Below are 20316 nucleotides of genomic sequence, written 5' to 3' on the forward strand. Positions count from 1 at the left end.
TTTTCAGACGACCTATAAGGAATGTTCAGTCTTCTACTTGCTCAGGTTTCCAACCGGGTTCCGGTTTCCAATCGGGCGGAAGCGGTGCGCCTGCGGGCTGTTTGTAGCGGTTGTACATAAACAGATATTGGGTTGGGAAGCGGCGTATCCAGTATTCGGTGTTTTCATTGATAATTTGCGCGTCGTGTTGTTTGTCGCCGTTCAGCTCGCCGCGCATAGGCTCGATGTGCAGCGCAAACCCTCTGCCGTTCGGCAAACGCTCGCCGCAGAAAAACAGCGCCTTCACGCCCTTGACTTGCGCCAGTTTGCCCGCCAGCGTCATGGTGTAGGCGTATTTCCCGAAAAAAGGTACCCATACGCCGTCGCCGCCTTCTTCAGGGGAGGGTGCATGGTCGGGCAGGACAATCGTCGCTTCGCCGGAGCGTAAAGCCTTAATGACTTGTTTGACCCCTTGAATATTGGTGGGGGCGGTTTTCCCTTTGCCGCGAACGCGCCCTGCCTGCATGACGGAATCCAAGGCTTTGATTTTAGGCGGTTTGTACATGGCGGTCAGCGGAAACGGCAGCTGCTGGCTGATATAGCGTCCGGCGAGGTCGTAGCTGCCGATGTGCGGGGTAATAAACAACAGTCCTTCTCCGGCGTCCAAAGCCGATTGGACATGTTCCCAACCGTGCACTTCTTTAAACAGCGTTTCAATGCTTTCAGGTCGTCTGAAAAAGGCGACGGGCAATTCCAGCCCGCCTTTCGCCGTTTCGCGGAAAACGGCTTTGACCGACGAAGGCTCGGGATTCAATCCGGCAAGCCGCATATTGTCGAACACACGCTGCCGGTCGCTTTTGAGCAGATGATAGCCCAAACCGCCCGCCGCATTCCCCAGCGCGTGTAAAAGCGGCAAAGGCAGCGCCGCAAAGCATTTAAACAAAAAAGTGAGCAGGATTTGCATAATATAGTGACGAGATGGAACGGGAGGATTGTAAATGAAAACGGCAGGTCTGGATATTGAGTTTCGTCCGAATGTATCGGATTGCCGCCATGCTTAAAATGTCGGATGCGTTCATTCGGTTCGCCAAACGGCATGGCGCATAAAAAGGTCGTCTGAAACCAGTTTCATTTCGTTGAAACGGTTTTTCAGACGACCTTTGCGTTTGGGTAAACGGATAGCGTGTTACGCCAGACCGTTTTGTTGCGCGTCTTGTAGGCGGGCTTCGAAGTTGCTCAGATTGACGCCTGCTTGTTGTGCGGCAGCGACGACTTCGGCGACGCTTGCGCCGTTTTGCACCTGATGATAGCCCCAGAGCAGTGAACAGCGGGTGCCGGTGCGGCAGTAGGCGAGAACGGGTTGGGGAACGCTTTTGAGCAGGTTTTGGAAGGCGGCGACATCGGCGGCGTTGATGGCGGGCGCGACAACGGGTTGATGGTGGTGCTCGCGGATGCCCGCAGCTTCAAGCCAGCCTTCGACTTGTTTGAAAGTCACTTGGTTTTCTTCTTCGCCGTCAGGACGGTTGCAGATGACGGTTTGGATGCCGAGTTTGGCGGCTTCTTGTACATCTGCTTCGGTCAGTTGTGGAGCGATGTAGAGGTTGTCGGCAAGTTTTTGGATAGACATGGGTTTTCCTTTTCTACGTTTGAAGATGGATTGATTTTAGTCGTCTTGAGGGGTTAACAGGGCTTGTTCCAATAGTTTTTTATTGGCTTCGGACTGTTTTTGTATGTATTTGCGGACAATGCTGTCAATGGCTGTATCTTGTTCCATGTTGGATCGGGTTGACCAAATGGCAGCGGCAAGTGTGAGGTCTACATGGTCAGGGCGTTGGGCGGCAGCCGTTTGGGCTTTGATGATGTAGTCAACGATACGTTCGACCGCTTTCGGATTGCCGGTGGCGAAATAAGTTACCCAATGAAAATCCAGTGATGCAGGGGAGATGATGGGTTCTTGAAGCGGATGGAAGCTTTTGTTTTCTTTAAGGTTGTTTTTAAGCTCGGTATTTAATGTCAGGCTGTCGAGACAGGTTTGGGCTTGAGACGTGCCTGTCAGGGCGAGGGTGTAGGCGGAAAAGGTTAGGGCGTCGCCTTGATAAGTTTGGATGTTGTCACACCAAATGGTACTGCCTTGAGGATATTTTTGTAGCGCTTGCGTCCCCCATGCAAGGGTGGTTTCGCGCATGAGATCGGCTTTGACAAGCTGGTCCATCAAAGAGGCAGCGCGTTCGGCAGAGGGATTTTTGTAGAAGACGGCAATTTCTTTTCCTACCTTGATTGCCGAATCTGATTTGGGGGCGGCAGTGGCGTGCAAACTGAGTAACAGGGCGGTGATGCCGATAAGGAGTTTTTTCACGGTTGTTTCTTTCGGTGTAGATGTTTCAGACGACCTCGATCTGGCATTTAAGGTCGTCTGAAAATCAGGCTCGGTCATTATAAAGCCAGTTTTCAAATAATTCGCGGTCGGTAATGTAGAGGACGGCGGTGTCGGCTTCGGCGGCTTGGACGGTGATGTCGGCGACGTACAGGATGCCGGTGCGGAAGTAGTGGAGGCGGGCGCTGGCGCCGATGGGGAGTTGCGCCCACTGTGCGGCAAGGTCGGTACAGGCGTAGCCGTCGATGGCGATGATTTTATCCTGCGGGCAGAGGGCGGCGTTTTCTGCGCTGCCGCTGTTGAAGACGTGAGTCAGGGTGGCATGGTCGCTGTTTTGTTTGAACCTTGCGCCGAAGTCGGACGCGGGGGCAGGCGTTTCGGTTGGTGGTTCGGGCAGGAATGCGCCGCCGTGGCTGTGCGGTTGCGCCTGCCATTGCAGTCCGATGCCTATGGTGGCGAGGAGTTCGGCGAGGGGCAGGTCTGAGGTGGTGTAGAGGGTCGTCTGAAAAAAGTCTTCGAGGTCCAGACCGGTAAACGCTTGGCAACGAGCTTGCCATTGTTTTTCGGGGATGCCTTGCCGGGTGTCCAGCCAATCGCGGTAGTGTTGCTGCATGACGCTGTCGAGGGTGTGTTGCCCACTGCTTTTGCTGCGGATGGCGAGGTCGAGGCAGAGGGCGGCGAGTGCGCCTTTTTGGTAGTAGCTGACGATGGCGTTGGGGCTGTTTTCGTCTTGTTTGTAGAATTTGTTCCAAGCAGTGAAGCTGGATTCAGCAAGGCTTTGTTTCAGACGACCTTTGGTTTGCTGCACGCGGGTGATGCTTTGGGCGAGCAGGCGCAGGTAGGCTTCGGGGGCGATGGTGCGGCTGCGGGCGAGGAAGAGGTCATCGTAGTATGAGGTGATGCCTTCAAACGCCCAGAGTTGCTCGGTGTAGTTTTCGCGGTCGAGGTCGTAGGGGGCGAAAACAGCGGGTTTGATGGATTTGACGTTCCAAGCGTGGAAGTATTCGTGTGAGAACAGTTCGAGCAGTTGGGTGTAGGCGTCGTTGGCTTCGGTCATGCCGTGCGGCGGCAGGCTGTGGCGGTCGGCGAGCAGGGCGGTGCTGCTGATGTGTTCAAGTCCGCCGTAGATGTTGTCGCCGACGTGGAGCAGAAAGAGGTAATGCGTGAACGGGGCAGGGGATGGGAACATTGCCAGTTCGGTTTCGCAGATTGTGCGGATGTCTGACACGAGGCGGTCGCGGTCGAAATCGGGATAGTGGCCGCTTAAGGCGATGCGGTGTGGGATGCCGCCGGCTTCAAAATCGAGAAATTCGATGTTGCCCAGTTCGACAGGGTGGTCGATTAAGTCGTGGTAGGAGGTCGTCTGAAAGCTGTGGACGTTGGTTTGGGGCAGAGTGGTGGCAATCCGCCATGTTTTCGGCAGGATGGGGAATTCGATTTGGTGTGTGCTGTTTTCTTGTCCGTTTACCTGCAAAAAGAGGCATGCGCCGTCAAAGAACCCGCGTTCGGCAGTCAAAAACGAGCCACGGACGGACAGGTCGTAGGCGTAAATGGTGTAGTAAATTTCCCACTCGCCGGACTGTGGGGCAGTGTGCCATCGGTTTTTTTTGACTTGGGTCAGATGGGTATATTCGCCATTGCAAAAGGCGCGGATGGTTGTAATGTGGCGCGAGAAATCGCGTATCAGATAGCTGCCGGGAACCCAGTTCGGAAGGCTGATTTCTGTTTCCAAATCATGTTCTTGTCGGAATGTTAGGCGGATGTGCCACTCGTGGGCGAGCGGGTTAGGGGTGATTTTGTAATTAATCATGTCTATTGGTACATTTGTTAAATTTTATGAATATGGAGATTAGGTTATGCAATTTAATTTATATCAATAAAGCCTTATTCAAAAGGGAGGCTTGAAAAAATAAAGTAGTACTATTGGGAGGGTTTTAAAATAATATTATGATTATAAAGTAAAAAATATAAAAAATCGATGGTGTGGCCATATGGTGTGAAATGTAATTCCGCTTGGCTAGGCTTGTCTTATATGTTAAATTTAGAAAAATTTAAACTTAGCCCTTATTGCGTTTTTTCAAAATGCATACGGCAAAGTGAGATAAAAAATTTTTATTCCCATAATTCATGGAGACTCTCATGGACACACAAACTTATAACTACAAAGTGGTGCGCCAGTTCGCCATCATGACCGTAGTTTGGGGCATTGTGGGCATGTTGGTCGGCGTCATTGTCGCCGCCCAATTGTTTGCCCCCGCCCTCGATTTATCAGATGTCGGCCCCTGGTTCCACTTTGGCCGTCTGCGTCCGTTGCACACTAACGCAGTAATTTTTGCGTTCGGCGGTTGCGGTCTGATGGGTACATCATACTACGTTGTTCAACGTACCTGTAATGCACGCCTGTTTGGCGGATGGCTGCCGGCATTTACCTTCTGGGGTTGGCAGGCGGTTATCGTTGGCGCAGTCGTCAGCCTGCCTTTGGGTTATACCCAAGCTAAAGAATATGCTGAATTGGAATGGCCTATCGACATCCTGATCGCTTTGGTTTGGATTGCTTACGCCATCGTATTCTTCGGTACGATTGCCAAACGTAAAATCAAACACATCTACGTTGCCAACTGGTTCTACGGCGGTTTCATTTTGGCCGTTGCCCTGTTGCACATCGTCAATAACCTGAGCATTCCTGCGGGCTTCATGAAATCCTATCCGGTTTATGCGGGCGCAATCGATGCCATGGTTCAATGGTGGTATGGTCACAATGCCGTAGGTTTCTTCCTGACTGCAGGCTTTTTGGGCATGATGTACTACTTCGTGCCGAAACAAGCAGGCCGTCCGGTCTACTCTTACCGCCTGTCCGTCGTCCACTTCTGGGCTTTGATTTTTACCTATATGTGGGCAGGTTCTCACCACTTGCACTATACCGCTCTGCCTGACTGGACCCAGTCCTTGGGTATGGTGTTGTCCCTGATTCTGTTCGCACCTTCTTGGGGCGGTATGATCAACGGTATCATGACCTTGTCCGGCGCATGGGACAAACTGCGTACCGACCCTATCTTGAAATTCTTGATCGTCTCTCTTTCCTTCTACGGTATGTCCACCTTCGAAGGTCCGATGATGTCCATCAAAACCGTCAATGCTTTGAGCCACTACACTGACTGGACCGTTGCACACGTTCATGCCGGCGCATTGGGCTGGGTAGGTTTCGTGACCATTGGTTCCGTGTACTATATGATTCCCCGCCTGTTCGGCAAAAATGAAATGTACAGCACCAAATTGGTGGAAGCACACTTCTGGATCGCGACCATCGGCGTGGTTCTGTATATCGCCTCCATGTGGATTGCCGGTGTATTGCAAGGTCTGATGTGGGGTTCTCTGAATGCGGACGGTACTTTGACTTATTCGTTTGTAGAGTCAGTTAAACGCACTATGCCTTACTACATGATTCGTTTCACCGGCGGCCTGCTGTACCTGAGCGGTATGTGTATCATGGCATACAACGTTTACCGTACAGCCATCAGTGGCAAAGCGGTTGATGCCGAGATTCCCGCGGTGTCTCAAACCCAGCACCACTAAAAACATAAGAAAAGGCTACCAAAATGAAATTACAACAATTAGCTGAAGAAAAAGTCGGCGTCCTGATTGTATTTACCCTGCTTGTAGTCAGCGTAGGTCTGTTGATTGAAGCCGTGCCGCTGTTCTTCTCCAAGGCTGTAACCCAGCCTATTGAAGGTGTGAAACCTTATAACGCTTTGCAAGTGGCTGGTCGCGACATCTATATCCGCGAGGGTTGTTACAACTGTCACTCTCAAATGATTCGTCCGTTCCGTGCAGAAACCGAACGTTACGGTCACTACTCCGTTGCCGGTGAGTCTGTTTATGACCATCCGTTCCAATGGGGTTCCAAACGTACCGGTCCGGACTTGGCTCGTGTGGGCGGCCGCTATTCCGACGAATGGCACCGCATCCACTTGCTGAATCCGCGCGACGTTGTGCCGGAGTCCAATATGCCTGCTTTCCCATGGCTTGCACGCAACAAAGTTGATGCCGAAGCAACCGTGGCGCATATGAAAGCCCTGCGTAAAGTTGGTACGCCTTACAGCGATGAAGAGATTGCAAAAGCTCCTGAAGCTTTGGCAGACAAATCAGAGCTGGATGCGGTGATTGCATACCTGCAAGGCTTAGGCTTGGCATTGAAAAACGTAAGGTAACATCATGGACGCAAACTGGGCTCGCTCGCTCTTCACTGTTTGGGTTTTTATCAGCTTCATCTTAGTGCTTTATATTGTTTTTAATCGACGTAATAAAAAGAACTACGATGATGCTGCCAACAGTATTTTCGACAATGATGATAAAGAGTCGTCTGAAAAAGACGGGCGATAACAGTTTAGTCCGTGATCACGGAGCAAAAGAATGAACACAACATCCCAATTTACCAGCAATTTCTGGAATATATACATTGCAGTTATTGTCGTGCTCAGCTTTATCGGCTTGGCATGGCTGCTGCTTTCCCAAAACGTTGTGAAGCGTCCTAAAAAGGGCGAAGAAGTCAAAACGACAGGTCATGAATGGGACGGTATTGAAGAATACAACAACCCACTGCCGCGTTGGTGGTTTTGGCTGTATGTCTGTACTTGGCTGTTCGGTATCGGCTACCTGGTCATGTATCCGGGTTTGGGCGATTATAAAGGACAGTGGAAATGGAGCAGCAAGGGACAATACGAGAAAGAAATGGCTAAAGCTGATCAAGAGTACGGCAAAGTTTATGCCAAATTTGCCAAAATGCCGATTGAGAAAGTGGCAAAAGATCCTGAAGCACGCGCCATCGGTCAAAACCTCTTCAATACCTACTGTATCCAATGTCACGGTTCTGATGCCAAAGGTTCCAAAGGCTTCCCGAATTTGACCGACAACGATTGGTTGTGGGGCGGCGAGCCTGAGAAAATCCATGAGACCATTGAAAAAGGCCGTACGGCACAAATGGCTGCATGGGGTCCTGCACTGGGTGAAGAACGCGTAAAAGATGTGGCAAACTATGTCATGTCCTTGTCCAAACCTAAAGACCAATACGATGAAGAACGCGCTGCCCGCGGTAAAGCATTGTTCAGCGGTCCTCCGGCAAACTGCTTTACCTGTCACGGCGATAAAGGTCAAGGTATCCAAGGTTTGGGTCCGAACCTGACTGACGACGTATGGTTGTGGGGTGGTACTCAAAAATCGATTATCGAAACCATCACCAACGGTCGACACAGCCAGATGCCTGCTTGGGGTCATTTCTTGGATAAAGACAAACTCCACATCATGACTGCGTATGTATGGGGTCTGTCTAACAAAGACGGCAAAGCGCCCGTGAAAAAAGCTGAACCTGCCCCAGCACCTGCTTCTACCGCTGCATCATCTACTGCCGCTTCATCTGCTTCCGCTCCGGCTCAAGATGAAAAAGCTGCTTCAGCAACTGATGCAAAAGCGGCTGCTCCTGCTGAGGCCAAACCTGCAGAAAAAGCAGACGCTTCTTCTGCTAAAGTAGACGGTAAAGCTGTTTTTGAAGCCAACTGCAAAATGTGTCACGGCGGCACCATCCCCGGTGCTCCAGGCATAGGCAAGAAAGACGATTGGGCTCCGCGTATCAAACAAGGTAAAGATACCCTGCACAAACACGCGATTGAGGGCTTCAACTCCATGCCGGCAAAAGGCGGTAACTCAAGCCTGAGCGATGACGAAGTCAAAGCTGCGGTTGACTATATGGCCAACCAATCCGGCGCCAAATTCTAAATCGTAGAAATTAAAACGCACCTTTAAATAAGGTGCGTTTTTTTATGGGGTCGTCTGAAGTTGCTTTCAGACGACCTGAAGTTCGTCCCGTACTTTCATTAAAGCAAAGCCAAGCAGGTTTAAGCCTCGCCATTGCAGCGGATTTTGAACGCGTGGGTCATCTTGAGCAAGTCCGATTCCCCAGATTGTATCTACTGGACTGGCTTCCACTAGAATGCGGCTGCCTGTGCCAAGTAGAAAGCGTTTCAAATAGGGGTGTTGGCTAAATTTTGCATGGTTGCCCTTGCAAACGATATCGAAGCGGTGGGCGTTCCAAATGTCGTCTTTAAATCCGATGACTTGTCGCCCTAAATCCTTCGCCTGTTTTGGATGCGCAGAAGCGATGATTTGGCGTCGGATATCTTCTGCACCGAATAATTTTGCCTTTTCAGCCATCATATAGTGTTCGGCAGTCGCATAGCGGATGCCGTCGATTTCAAAGGGTGCCGGATACCATTGGCTGAAAACGGCTTTGTCTGTTTCATTTTTATGTTTTGGAGTATGTCCCCAGAAGTATAGATATTTCAGCTTTTCTTTGCGCTGATAGGCGGCTTTCAAATCAGCAAGAGAGTAGAGTGCAGGCATGGTATTTCTTTCTTATTGTGTATTATAGTGGATTAAATTTAAATCAGGACAAGGCGACGAAGCCGCAGACAGTACAGATAGTACGGCAAGGCGAGGCAACGCCGTACTGGTTTAAATTTAATCCACTATAAATTCAGATCGATAGGGTGTTGCGTGATTTAAGACTCATGATATGCGCAGGCGCAGGAGATTAACCTTAAATCAGGACGGGATGAAACCTCAGAGAATATAGATGGTACAACAAGAGAAGAGGATACCATACTGATTGAAAGTTAATTTACTGTATCGCGGAAGATATAGATGAAAGTATTTAAACCAGTACGGCGTTGTCTCGCCTTGCCGTACTATCTGTACTGTTTGCGGCTTCGTCGCCTTGTCCTGATTTAAATTTAATCCACTATATATCCGCTATTCATGCCATTACCGATAGAAAAAAAGGTCGTCTGAAAAACGTTTTCAGACGACCTTTATCATTTAAGGCTTATTTCCAAACCAAGAGCGCGTGGTTGCGTTTGCCGCGTCGTACGATGGTGTATTTGCCGAAGCGTTTGTGCGCGTCGGTCAGCAGATAGGCATCGTCGGGGCGTTCGGCGGCGTGGTTCGGGTTGTTCGATTCGGCGGCTTGTCCATTGAGCAATACCGCTTTGCTGTTCACAAAACCGCGCGCTTCTTTGTTGGAAGATGCCAAGCCGGTTTTGACCAAGGCTTCGACGACGTTGAGGCCGTCTGAAACTTCAAATGCGGGCAGGCCGTCGAGGGCGAGCTGTTCGAAGTCGCTTTCTGTCAAGCTGCTTTGGTCTTCGGCAAACAGGCTTTCGGAAATGCGCTGCGCGGCTTGCAGGGCGGCTTCGCCGTGAATCAGGCGGGTCATTTCTTCGGCAAGGATGCGTTGCGCTTCGGGCTTGGTGCCGCTGGCTTTGTCTTTCGCTTCGATGGCGTCGATTTCTTCGATAGACAGGAAGGTGAAGTATTTCAGGAATTTATACACATCGGCATCGGCAACTTTCAGCCAGAATTGGTAGAACTGATACGGCGAAGTTTTCTTCGCGTTCAGCCATACCGCGCCGCCTTCGGTTTTACCGAATTTGGTGCCGTCGGATTTGGTGACCAGCGGCAGAGTCAGACCGAATACTTGTTTTTGATTCAGACGGCGGGTCAGGTCGATACCGGCGGTAATGTTGCCCCATTGGTCGGAGCCGCCGATTTCCAAAACCGCGCCATGGCGTTTGTTCAGTTCGGCAAAGTCGTAGCCTTGCAGCAGGGAATAGGCGAATTCGGTGAAGGAAATGCCCACATCGTCGCGTTCGATACGCTGTTTGACGGATTCTTTGTTCAGCATAGCGTTGACGGAGAAATGCTTGCCGATGTCGCGCAGGAAGTCGAGGCAGTTCATGCTGCCGAACCAGTCGGCATTGTTCGCCATAATGGCGGCGTTTTCGCCTTCAAAGCTCAAAAACGGTTTCAGTTGGTTGCGGATGCTTTCTACCCAGCCGGCAACAGTTTCGGCGGAATTCAAGCTGCGCTCCACCGCTTTGAAGCTGGGGTCGCCGATCATACCGGTCGCGCCGCCCACCAAGGCAATCGGCGTATGCCCCGCCTGTTGGAAACGGCGCAATGCCAATACGGGCAGCAAGTGGCCGATATGCAGGCTGTCGGCGGTCGGGTCGAAACCGCAGTAGAGGGCGATTTTTTGCTCGTTTAACAAAGCGTCTAAAGCATCGATGTCGGTCGTTTGCGCGATAAGGCCGCGCGATTGGAGGTCTTTGATGACTGATTTCATTGTGGTTGTCCTGTGAGAGTTATTTGTGTGGTAATCCGAGCCACTTTAAAGGAATTTCATCAAATAGGTAATGACAGTTCATGGAATGGATGTAATCTAATGTATCTTTATAAACAGGATTTTTGAACCATTCATTCAATACATAAACATATTCGACACGCCAGCCTAAATTCCGTACTAATTTACTATATTGTTTACGTTTGAAATCACAGGTTTGCAGTTTTTCATCTACAGAACCCGGGACTTGCTGAAATTTGATTTCAATGATAAACAGGGTATCCCGCACTATGACAAATAGTGCATTGTCAGGTTCTAAACGTTTGGAAAGATGCTCTCGCCAATTAATATTATATGGTTCCTGTTCTAGAAAGCGATACAGTTCCTGTTTTTTAAAACAGTATGCTAATTTTTCATTTTTAAACCAAATTTCATATCCGGTTTTATTGGTGGAGTTTTTGATTTCATAGCCGTCAATTTGTTCAAATAACTGCTTAATATCTGTTCGTTGTTCAAAATGTAATCCGGTAGTGGTATTACCGCCACCTTTTCCGCCTTTAATCATTTTTCAATCTCTTTTTAGCTAATTCAAAATAATCCGGTTCCCATTCGCATCCGCAAAAATTCCGCCCATTCTTTAATGCCGCAACACCTGTCGTGCCGCTGCCCATAAATGGGTCGAAAATCAAATCTCCGATATTGGAAGCAGCCTGAATGCAGCGTTCCGCCAAAGCTGTCGGTTTCTGTGTCGGGTGTTTGCCAAATTGTTTCTCTGCTTTGTTCGGCGGAGCAATTTGCCAAACACTTTTCATTTGTTTGCCTCCGTTTTGTGCTTTCATCACTTCATAATGAAAAATATGTTTGGCTTTTTTGTTTTTCTTTGCCCAAAGCAGTGTTTCGGTGGAGTGGGTAAAAAAGCGGCAGGATAGATTGGGCGGTGGGTTGGTTTTTTCCCATGTGATGTTGTTTAAAAGATGGTAACCAATGACTTGCATCAGATAACCTGTTAAGTAAATATTATGCTGTGTGCCGCAAACCCAAATCGTACCGTTTGGTTTTAAAAGTGCGTAGCACAAACGTAGCCATTCTTCGTGAAATTCCAAATCTGCTGCCAAGCCTTTGGATTTGTCCCAGTCCCCTTTGTTTACAGAAACCATTTTTCCGTTTTGGCAAGAGAAACCGTTATTGGAAAGCAGATAAGGAGGATCGGCGAATATCATGTCAAAGCAACCTTCCGGATATTTGTCCAAAATCCGACGCATCACTTTGAAAGTGTCCTCGTTATAAATCACAATGCCGTTTGAAACGTATTTTTTCAGACAGGTATGGTAACGGGTGGCTTCTTCTTTCAGAATATTAAATTCATTTGCCATAAATTGCCAATAATTCGCCTACTTTTTGTCTGCTGCTGCCGTTTGCGGCAATATTTCTTTGTACATCAATGGTTTCTATTCGTGCGCCTTGATATATTTTTCGGGTGAATTCAGTGTCGTGATTGGAAATCAACACACCTTGGGTTTGCTCTGCGGTTTGTTGTGCGATGGTTGCCAAGCGGATTTGATCGTTAAAATCGAAGCCGCCTGTTGCATAAGCAGTAAATGAAGCAGTTTCACTTAAAGGTACATAAGGTGGATCACAATATACTATATCATCGCTGCCTGCCAGCATTAAGGTCGTCTGAAAATCTCCGTTCATCAATTCCATGCGATCAGCTTTACAGATAAACCCCTGCATTTCCGTTTCAGGAAAATAAGGAGATTTATATTTTCCAAACGGTACATTAAATCTGCCTTTGCTGTTGTAACGGCACAAGCCGTTAAAAGCATGACGGTTCAGATAGATAAATATTGCGGAACGTTCGGCAACATCATTGCTGTTGTTGAATTGCTCGCGCAGTTCATAAAAGCGGGCTTCTTGATTATTTGAAGGGGTAAAAAACGAATGAGCAAAGTCAATGAAACTTTGCTTTTCTGATTTCAAAATACGATACAGGTTAATCAAATCGGCATTGGTATCATTCAATATGTAGGCATCAAAATCCAAAGCCAGAGATACAGCCGCCGAACCGGCAAACGGCTCAATCAAACGTTTGCCGGTTCGGTTAGGCAGGTTTTTGTGAATAAAAGGAGCAAGTTTGAATTTGCCGCCTGCCCATTTTAAAAACGGTTTGAGTACTGCCATGTTTACACGTTAAACAAGAAGTGCATCACATCGCCGTCCTGCACGACATATTCCTTGCCTTCTACGCGCATTTTGCCGGCTTCTTTGGCTTTGGCTTCGCCGCCGAGCGACACAAAATCGTCGTAGGCAATCACTTGGGCGCGGATGAAACCGCGTTCGAAGTCGGTGTGGATGACGCCGGCGGCTTGCGGGGCGGTGTCGCCTTTGTGGATGGTCCAGGCGCGGACTTCTTTGACGCCGGCGGTGAAGTAGGTTTGCAGGCCCAAGAGGTCGTAGCCCGCGCGAATCAGGCGGTTGAGGCCGGGTTCTTCCAAGCCCATTTCGGCGAGGAACTCGGCTTTTTCGTCGTCTTCCAATTCGGCGATTTCGCTCTCCATCGCGGCGCAAACGGCGACGACGGGGGCGTTTTCTTTTTCCGCCAATTCTTTCAGGCGGTCGAGGTGCGGATTGTTTTCAAAACCGTCTTCGGCAACGTTGCCGACATACATGGCGGGTTTGGCGGTGAGTAGGAACAGCGGTTTGAGCATGGCGAGTTCTTCCGCGTCCAAACCGAAGGAGCGGACGGGCTTGCCTTCATCCAGATGCGGCAGCAGTTTTTTGCACAGTTCGACCAGTTTTTGCGCGTCTTTGTCGCCTGAGCGGGCGCGTTTTTCTTCGCGGATGATGGCTTTTTCGACGCTGGCGAGGTCGGCAAGCGCCAGTTCGGTGCCGATGGTTTCGATGTCGGCAATCGGATCGACTTTGCCTGCGACGTGGACGATGTTGTCGTCGTCAAAGCAGCGCACGACGTTGACGATGGCGTCGGTTTCGCGGATGTTGGCGAGGAACTGGTTGCCCAAGCCTTCGCCTTTGCTCGCACCTGCAACCAAACCGGCAATATCGACGAACTCGACGATGGCGGGCTGCATTTTTTGCGGATTGACGATTTTCGCCAGCTCCGCCATGCGCGGGTCGGGCACTTCGACGATGCCGACGTTGGGTTCGATGGTGCAGAAGGGATAGTTCGCTGCTTCGATGCCCGATTGGGTCAGCGCGTTAAAGAGGGTGGATTTGCCGACGTTGGGCAGGCCGACGATGCCGCATTTCAAGCTCATGGTTTTTCCTGAAAAGATAAAAGTTTAACGGCGGATTATAGCATATCGGGGAATGACTCAAAAACTGTAAAGGTCGTCTGAAAAGCGCGGTTTCCATGCGATGGGAACGGTTTAGCGTTTTCAGACGACCTCGATAATGAGTGGAAAAGTAGCGTGGGCTTTGCCCGCGAGAAATTATGTTGGTCAATTTTGTTTGGGACGAGGGGCAAAATATCCTGATTTTAGTGGGCGAAGCCCATGCTGCGGTTGAAGTGCGCGTTTTATTCAAATCCATAATCCAAGGTCGTCTGAAAACAAGGGTAGCGGGTTTGCCTAGCCGTAATCCGTGTTTTCAGACGACCTCGGTAATGAGCGGAAGAAGTAGCGTGGGCTTTGCCCGCGAGAAACGTATCGGTCTATTTTGTTTTTGGGCGATGGACAAGATATCCTGATTTTCGTGGGAGAGGCCCACGCTACGGTTGTGGAGGGTGTTTTATTTAAATCTATAATAAAAAGGTCGTCTGAAAACGCAGTAGCGGGTTTTTCTAAAACCACCACTTCATTTTCAGACGACCTTTTGTGTACATAGATTTTTAATCAAACAGCAAAATCAGAAACAAAATAACCGCAATCACGCCCAGCCACATGCTTTGCCGTTGCTGCACTTTGACCAAATGGATATAGGCATCGCGCATTTCCTGCTGGCGGTTTTCGTCAACCAGCGCGCTGATTTTGCGCGGTAGGGAAGGGATGATTTGCGCCCAATCGGGGGCTTCGTTTTTGAGGTTGCGCAAAAAGGCTTTCGGACCGACCTGTTCGTTCATCCACTTCACTAAAAACGGTTTGGCAGTTTTCCACAAGTCCAAATCGGGATCAAGCTGCCGTCCCAAGCCTTCGATGTTGAGCAGCGTTTTTTGCAGCAACACAAGCTGCGGCTGGATTTCGACATTGAAGCGCCGGCTGACTTCAAACAGGCGCATCAGCACCAAGCCGAAGGAAATTTGTGAAATCGGTTTGTTGAACACAGGCTCGCATACGGCGCGGACGGCGGCTTCCAATTCTTCCGCGCGCGTGTCGGCAGGCACCCAGCCCGATTCGATGTGGGCGGTGGCGACGCGGTGGTAGTCGCGGTTGAAAAAGGCGAGGAAGTTGATAGCGAGATAGCGTTTGTCGTAATCGGTCAGCGTGCCGACGATGCCGAAGTCGAGGGCGATGTAGCGGTTGTCGGCGGCGACCAAAATGTTGCCGGGGTGCATATCGGCATGGAAAAAGCCGTCGCGGAAGACTTGCGTGAAGAAGATTTCCACGCCGTAATCGGCGAGTTTGTGCAAATCAATGCCGTCGGCTTTGAGTTTGGCGATTTCCGATACGGGCGTGCCGTCCATCCATTCGATGGTCAGCACGTTGCTGGTGCAGTAGTCGTAAAACACTTTAGGCACAATCAGCATATCGCTGTTTTGGAAATTGCGTCCGAGCTGGCTGGCATTGGCGGCTTCGCGCATCAAGTCCAACTCGTCATGCAGATATTTGTCAAATTCCGCTACTACTTCGCGCGGTTTCAAACGCTTGCCGTCGGCAAACAGACGCTCGACCCAAGCCGCGCCGAAGCGCATCAGCGACAAATCCTGTTCAATCACGGGCAAAAGGTTGGGGCGCAAGACTTTGACCGCCACTTGTTCGCCCGAATGCAGGCGGGCTTTGTGTACTTGGGCGATGGATGCGCTGGCGACGGGTTCGGTTTCAAATTCAGCATACAGCGTTTCGATGGATTGCCCCAGCGATTTTTCGATTTGCTTCCGTGAAAGCTGCGCGTCAAACGGCGGGACTTTGTCTTGCAGCTTTGCCAATTCGACCGCGTAATCATGCGGAATCAAATCGGGGCGCGTGGACAGAACTTGTCCGAATTTGATGAAAATCGGCCCTAGGCTTTCTAGGGCAAGGCGCAGGCGGACGGCAGGCGCTTCGTTTTCAAATTCAGACGACTGCGGCAACATTTTCAACAGCGTCCGCGCCCAGCCCGGACGGACAAGCGCGGCAAACAGCTCGGCGAGGTGGTAGAGGTAAAGCGTGCGGAGGATGGTTTTGATGCGTTTGAGCCGTTTCATGATTAAGCGCGGAAAATGCTGAAAGTCGAAATTATATAGTAAATAGGCCTTGCCCACACGGAATGGTATGGGGCTAGGACAAGGATGTGGGCAGGAATTGGCTTTGTGCGTGGGCGGATGGCGTTAGATTCATAGAATCAAAAAGGTCGTCTGAAAACGTTGGGCAAAGCTGCTTGCCCGTTTTCAGACGACCTTTTGTTTACGGCTTTATATTATTCGCCCAAGAGCGCAATATCCGCTACCGCGTTCATTTGCTCTGCCAAGCGGTTCAGCAGGTTCAGGCGGTTTTGTTTTACGGCGGAATCTTCAGCCATTACCATCACGCCGTCGAAGAAAGCGTCGACTTGCGGCTTGACGGAAGCCAGTTCGGACAAGGCAGTTTGGAAATTGCCATCGGCAACGGCGGCGGCGATTTTCGGCTGCAAGCCTTGTGCGGCGGCGTACAGGGCTTTTTCTTCATCCTGTTGCAGCAGGCTTTCATTGACTTCGCCCAACTCGGCATCGGCTTTTTTCAGCAGGTTTTGCACGCGCTTGTTGGCGGCGGCGAGCGCGGCGGCTTCGGGCAGTTGTTTGAACGCGGCAACGGCTTGCAGTTTGGCGGTCAAATCGTCCAAACGGCGCGGCTGTTTGGCGAGTACAGCGGCGACGATGTCTTGCGGATAGTCGTTTTGCAGCAATACGGCAAGGCGCGCCTGCATGAAGTCGGCGGTTTCAGACGACGTTTTCTCGTTGAGCAAACCTTTGGGGAAGCTGTCGAAGGTCGTCTGAATCAGCTCGTTCACGTCCAAACCATACTGCATCAGCATCCGCAGGATACCCAAGGCAGCGCGGCGCAGGGCGTAGGGGTCTTTGTCGCCGGTCGGAATCAGACCGATGCCCCAAATGCCGACCAAGGTTTCCAATTTGTCGGCAAGTGCAACGGCAGTAGCGACTTTGCCGTTCGGCAGATTGTCGCCGGCGAAACGCGGTTGGTAGTGCTGCTCGACGGCTTCGGCGATTTCTTCGGTTTCGCCGTCCAAACGGGCATAGTATTTGCCCATCGTGCCTTGCAGTTCGGGGAATTCGCCGACCATTTCGGTCACCAAGTCGGCTTTCGCCAAACGCGCGGCGCGTTCGGCTGCGGCAGCGTCCGCGCCTAAAGCTTTAGCGATGTGGGCGGCGATGCTTTGCAGGCGTTCGATGCGTTCGGCTTGCGAGCCGATTTTGTTGTGGTACACCACGTTTGCCAACTTGGGCAGGCGGCTTTCCAAAGTCGCTTTCTGGTCTTGTTTGTAGAAGAACTCGGCATCAGACAGGCGCGCCCGCAAAACGCGTTCGTTGCCTTGGATGATGTGCGACGGGTCTTCGGTTTGCAGGTTGGAGACCAGCAGGAAGCGGTTCATCAGCTTGCCGTTTTGGTCGAGCAGCGGGAAGTATTTTTGGTTTTGCTGCATGGTCAGAATCAGGCATTCCTGCGGCACGGCGAGGAAATGTTCTTCAAAACCAGCTTCCAAAACAACGGGGTATTCGACCAGCGCGGTAACTTCGTCCAACAGGGCTTCATCTGCGGCAACGGTCGCTTTCAGACGACCTGCCTGCTCGTTCAAGGCCGTCTGAATCGCGGCTTTGCGCTCGGCAAACGAAGCGACGACTTTGCCTTGCTCACGCATTTGTGCAGCGTAGCTGTCGGCGTTTTCAATGGTGATTTCGCCGCTGGAAAGGAAGCGGTGTCCCAAGGTTTGATTGCCGCTTTGCAGGCCCAAGACGCTGACGTTCACAATGTCGTCGCCATGCAGCACAATCAGCCCGTGAACGGGGCGCACAAAGGTAAACGTGCTGCTGCCCCAACGCATCACTTTCGGAATCGGCAGTTTCTTAACGGCTTGATTGATAATGTCTTCCAAAAGTTCGCCCAGCGGTTTGCCGGTTTGGACATATTCGTAGGCGTACACATCCTGCTTGCCGTCGTGGACGATGGTCAAGTCTTCGATTTTCGCCCCCGCACCGCGCGCGAAGCCTTCCAAAGCCTTGGTCGGCGCGCCGTCTTTCATGGCATTCGCCACGGCAGGACCTTTTTTCACGATTTTCTGATCGGCTTGAACGGCTTTGACGTTTTTGATTTGAACGGCCAAACGGCGCGGCGAGGCGTAGGCGGTAAATTCGGCTTCGCCGTCAATCAGTTGCGCTTTTTCCAAGCCTTCGGCAACAGAAGCGGCGAAGTGATTGCCTAAATTATTCAGGGCTTTGGGGGGGAGTTCTTCGGTAAGGAGTTCGATTAAAAGGGTTTGGGTTGTCATGGGAGACTTTCTGCTCTTTACATTTGTCGGTTTTAATTTCGTTGAAGCGGATACTTTCAGACGATCTCTGGCTGGAAACCCCGTCTTGATTTGATTTGTCTGAAAGTTTGGTGATAAAGCCATCGGATCGGCGCGCCGGTATGGTGTGCATTGCCGATGTCTGTTTGATTTGGTGCAGATTATGCCACAATTGCGCCTTCTCTGCGGCGTGATTATTAGAGAAGTTGGTAATAGAAGCGGGTAGAGGGTGATGAAGATAAGAGGCAAAGCTGCCGGATAAGGATAACTTCCTTGTTTTTCGCTGATTTCAAATCAATTTGTCGCTGCATTGGGTAATCGTGTTATGCGCTTTCATATTGGTGCGGGTATGTTTGGTAGGTAAAAGAAAAAGGTCGTCTGAAACTGCAAACAGTCTTTCAGACGACCTTTTTTATTTAAAGGAAACGGTAATTAGGATTATTGACGTTTCGCGCCGTAACCACCGATGAGGTGTTCGCTGCCGTCTTGGTTTTTCAGACCGTAAGTACCGCCGATTTCAGCAGCTTTTGCACCGTAGAATTTACCGCTCAAATTACCTTTCAGACCTGCTGCGGCTGCTTCAACCGAACCCAGGAAGAGGTTGCCGTTTTCCCATTTTGCCGTACCTTTCATGTCGTACTTCGCATCAGCTTCGCTTACACGGCGGCCGTTGGCGTCGAGGGAGTGGAATTGGGAATTGGAAGTCTCAAAGCGTACGCCTTTCAAGCCGAAATCAGCAATGGCTTTAACATCCGCTGTCAGCTGACGGCTTTGGTTACCTTTCACAACATAGGCAGTAGTCAAGCCGTTGTAAGTTGCCGTACCTTTTTCAGGCAGGTCGGTGAACTTGGTTTCATCGCCCAGGCTTTGATAGCCGAATGCGACATCGTTTTTGGGATCAAAATAGTATGCAAAGGTTTGATAAGCCCAACCGGCTGCAGCGGGGTCGTGCATAACGATTTGTGTGCCATCAGTAAATTGAATGATGTATACACCGTCGAAGCGTTTGTCAAAAACGAGATGCTTACCATCCCCGGTAACCAAGTTGCCTTTTCTAAAGTATGCCAATTTATCTGCCAAGCTTTTGGCTTCGGTAGCTATAGCAGGACGCGCATCACGAAGACGACCATATAAATCGTTCAATTCGTCAAGTTTTGCCTGAGCTTTTGCGATAGCATCAGCATCGCCTTTCTCTTTAGCTTGTTTTAAAGTCTCTTTGGCTGTTTCGATTTGAGTGTACAGTTCGGTAATCTTCTCGTCGATTGAGGCGCGACCATTAATAAAGTTTTTGCTGTCACCACCTATCTTACCGTTTTGTGGACCACCATCACTTTTCGTATTTCCGCCTGAAAATACTTTCATAATCAGGGAATATGGTGTAGTCCAATTGACTTGAGTGGCATTTTGGTTGGCAATTACTACGCCGTCCAATTTTACTTCGTCATTGTTTTTGAAATCCAATGAGCTAATTAAACCGTTTTGATTGTTTTCTTTGCTGTCGGTAAGGTAGAAATCACCTGTATATTCTTTTCCGTCTGCTGTTCTGGTAAGACGTAACTGGGCATTTGGATTGCCTTGTTGTGCAGTGGCGGAGGAGATAAAGCTGGTGTGCAGTGGTGTAGCGCCATTTACTGCTTCAAGCGGTGCTTCATCAATCAAGTCCGCGAGATTGTCAGCGCGGTTATGACTAGGGGTAGCTGCTGCTACGGTATTGCCATTATTGTTGTTGGTAGCGCTGGGGGCGGCATTGCTTGGGCTGCTGTTTTTAGCAGGGCTGCCGTTGCCACTTGTGCTGGTTGATCCAGTGGAAAGAGTGGATGCGCCACCGCTGCCACCGCCGCCTCCACAGGCAGACAGGATTGCCGCGCTGATGGCGGTTAAAATGATGGTTTTGATTTTAGTGTTGATTGCAGACATATTGTCCCCTTTTTTGTTGATTGGAATGGTGCTTTTTATCAAATGGCATAAAGTATTATCATAGATATAATTATGACAAAAATAAACTGTTTTTTACATTTGTTGGGATAATTGTCCATCGATATACAGTTTGTGTTTGATTTGTACGACATAAAGGTCGTCTGAAAATGCTTGAAGCTGCCGGTTGCGGTTGTCTGCTTTAATCGGGCTTCGTTTTCAGACG

18 protein-coding genes are annotated in these 20316 nt (G+C 50.1%); 5 read left to right on the forward strand and 13 right to left on the reverse strand.

The window, feature by feature from the left end:
* Positions 1 to 25: 25 nt before the first annotated feature.
* The 4 genes from DBZ16_RS11340 to DBZ16_RS11355 form a co-directional block, all read right to left on the reverse strand.
* Complete coding sequence (locus DBZ16_RS11340) at positions 26 to 943, reverse strand: lysophospholipid acyltransferase family protein (RefSeq protein WP_107814068.1); 918 nt, start codon at positions 941 to 943, stop codon at positions 26 to 28.
* 222 nt (positions 944 to 1165) lie between these two features.
* Positions 1166 to 1606: a TIGR01244 family sulfur transferase gene (locus tag DBZ16_RS11345; protein WP_107814069.1), complete on the reverse strand. Its 441-nt coding sequence runs from the start codon at positions 1604 to 1606 to the stop codon at positions 1166 to 1168.
* A 36-nt stretch (positions 1607 to 1642) separates the two neighbouring features.
* On the reverse strand, positions 1643 to 2335 hold the full coding sequence (locus DBZ16_RS11350) for a hypothetical protein (RefSeq protein ID WP_107814070.1): 693 nt from the start codon (positions 2333 to 2335) through the stop codon (positions 1643 to 1645).
* 64 nt (positions 2336 to 2399) lie between these two features.
* Complete coding sequence (locus DBZ16_RS11355; RefSeq protein ID WP_107814071.1) at positions 2400 to 4163, reverse strand: M61 family metallopeptidase; 1764 nt, start codon at positions 4161 to 4163, stop codon at positions 2400 to 2402.
* A gap of 329 nt (positions 4164 to 4492) precedes the next feature.
* Here DBZ16_RS11355 and ccoN point away from each other — a divergent pair, with 329 nt between their 5' ends.
* The 4 genes from ccoN to ccoP are packed head-to-tail and all read left to right on the forward strand — an operon-like array spanning position 4493 to position 8122.
* On the forward strand, positions 4493 to 5926 hold the full coding sequence (ccoN, locus tag DBZ16_RS11360; RefSeq protein ID WP_197067790.1) for a cytochrome-c oxidase, cbb3-type subunit I: 1434 nt from the start codon (positions 4493 to 4495) through the stop codon (positions 5924 to 5926).
* A 23-nt stretch (positions 5927 to 5949) separates the two neighbouring features.
* A complete protein-coding gene (gene ccoO, locus DBZ16_RS11365) occupies positions 5950 to 6561 on the forward strand; it encodes a cytochrome-c oxidase, cbb3-type subunit II (RefSeq protein WP_003741675.1) in 612 nt (203 codons plus the stop codon).
* A gap of 4 nt (positions 6562 to 6565) precedes the next feature.
* On the forward strand, positions 6566 to 6733 hold the full coding sequence (locus DBZ16_RS11370; RefSeq protein ID WP_019270010.1) for a cbb3-type cytochrome oxidase subunit 3: 168 nt from the start codon (positions 6566 to 6568) through the stop codon (positions 6731 to 6733).
* Between the two features lie 30 nt (positions 6734 to 6763).
* Complete coding sequence (gene ccoP / locus DBZ16_RS11375) at positions 6764 to 8122, forward strand: cytochrome-c oxidase, cbb3-type subunit III (RefSeq protein ID WP_107814072.1); 1359 nt, start codon at positions 6764 to 6766, stop codon at positions 8120 to 8122.
* A 66-nt stretch (positions 8123 to 8188) separates the two neighbouring features.
* Here ccoP and DBZ16_RS11380 read toward each other — a convergent pair whose 3' ends face one another.
* The 6 genes from DBZ16_RS11380 to ychF form a co-directional block, all read right to left on the reverse strand.
* Positions 8189 to 8746 carry an NADAR family protein gene (locus tag DBZ16_RS11380; protein WP_107814073.1) on the reverse strand — a complete coding sequence of 186 codons (558 nt, stop codon included), beginning with the start codon at positions 8744 to 8746 and terminating at the stop codon, positions 8189 to 8191.
* Positions 8747 to 9227: 481 nt separating this feature from the next.
* On the reverse strand, positions 9228 to 10526 hold the full coding sequence (gene tyrS, locus DBZ16_RS11390) for a tyrosine--tRNA ligase (RefSeq protein ID WP_107814075.1): 1299 nt from the start codon (positions 10524 to 10526) through the stop codon (positions 9228 to 9230).
* A 19-nt stretch (positions 10527 to 10545) separates the two neighbouring features.
* Positions 10546 to 11088 (reverse strand): hypothetical protein, encoded by a 543-nt coding sequence (locus DBZ16_RS11395; RefSeq protein WP_049248514.1) that lies wholly within the window; start codon positions 11086 to 11088, stop codon positions 10546 to 10548.
* Positions 11081 to 11896, reverse strand: coding sequence for a DNA-methyltransferase (locus DBZ16_RS11400; RefSeq protein WP_107814076.1), 816 nt, complete (start codon positions 11894 to 11896; stop codon positions 11081 to 11083). The genes DBZ16_RS11395 and DBZ16_RS11400 overlap by 8 nt, the downstream gene beginning before the upstream one ends.
* Positions 11886 to 12704 (reverse strand): Dam family site-specific DNA-(adenine-N6)-methyltransferase, encoded by an 819-nt coding sequence (locus tag DBZ16_RS11405; protein WP_107814077.1) that lies wholly within the window; start codon positions 12702 to 12704, stop codon positions 11886 to 11888. The genes DBZ16_RS11400 and DBZ16_RS11405 overlap by 11 nt, the downstream gene beginning before the upstream one ends.
* Positions 12705 to 12706: 2 nt before the next feature.
* Positions 12707 to 13798, reverse strand: a complete 1092-nt coding sequence (ychF, locus tag DBZ16_RS11410) for a redox-regulated ATPase YchF (protein WP_107814078.1) — start codon at positions 13796 to 13798, stop codon at positions 12707 to 12709.
* A 176-nt stretch (positions 13799 to 13974) separates the two neighbouring features.
* Here ychF and DBZ16_RS11415 point away from each other — a divergent pair, with 176 nt between their 5' ends.
* A complete protein-coding gene (locus tag DBZ16_RS11415) occupies positions 13975 to 14229 on the forward strand; it encodes a hypothetical protein (RefSeq protein WP_107814079.1) in 255 nt (84 codons plus the stop codon).
* Positions 14230 to 14370: 141 nt separating this feature from the next.
* Here DBZ16_RS11415 and ubiB read toward each other — a convergent pair whose 3' ends face one another.
* The 3 genes from ubiB to DBZ16_RS11430 form a co-directional block, all read right to left on the reverse strand.
* Complete coding sequence (gene ubiB, locus DBZ16_RS11420; protein ID WP_107814080.1) at positions 14371 to 15882, reverse strand: ubiquinone biosynthesis regulatory protein kinase UbiB; 1512 nt, start codon at positions 15880 to 15882, stop codon at positions 14371 to 14373.
* A 212-nt stretch (positions 15883 to 16094) separates the two neighbouring features.
* Positions 16095 to 18158, reverse strand: coding sequence for a glycine--tRNA ligase subunit beta (glyS, locus tag DBZ16_RS11425; RefSeq protein ID WP_107814081.1), 2064 nt, complete (start codon positions 18156 to 18158; stop codon positions 16095 to 16097).
* A 456-nt stretch (positions 18159 to 18614) separates the two neighbouring features.
* On the reverse strand, positions 18615 to 20093 hold the full coding sequence (locus tag DBZ16_RS11430; protein ID WP_240600363.1) for a transferrin-binding protein-like solute binding protein: 1479 nt from the start codon (positions 20091 to 20093) through the stop codon (positions 18615 to 18617).
* Positions 20094 to 20316 lie beyond the last annotated feature (223 nt).

Origin of the sequence: Neisseria sicca, from assembly GCF_003044565.1 — a bacterium.
GTDB lineage: Bacteria > Pseudomonadota > Gammaproteobacteria > Burkholderiales > Neisseriaceae > Neisseria > Neisseria sicca_A.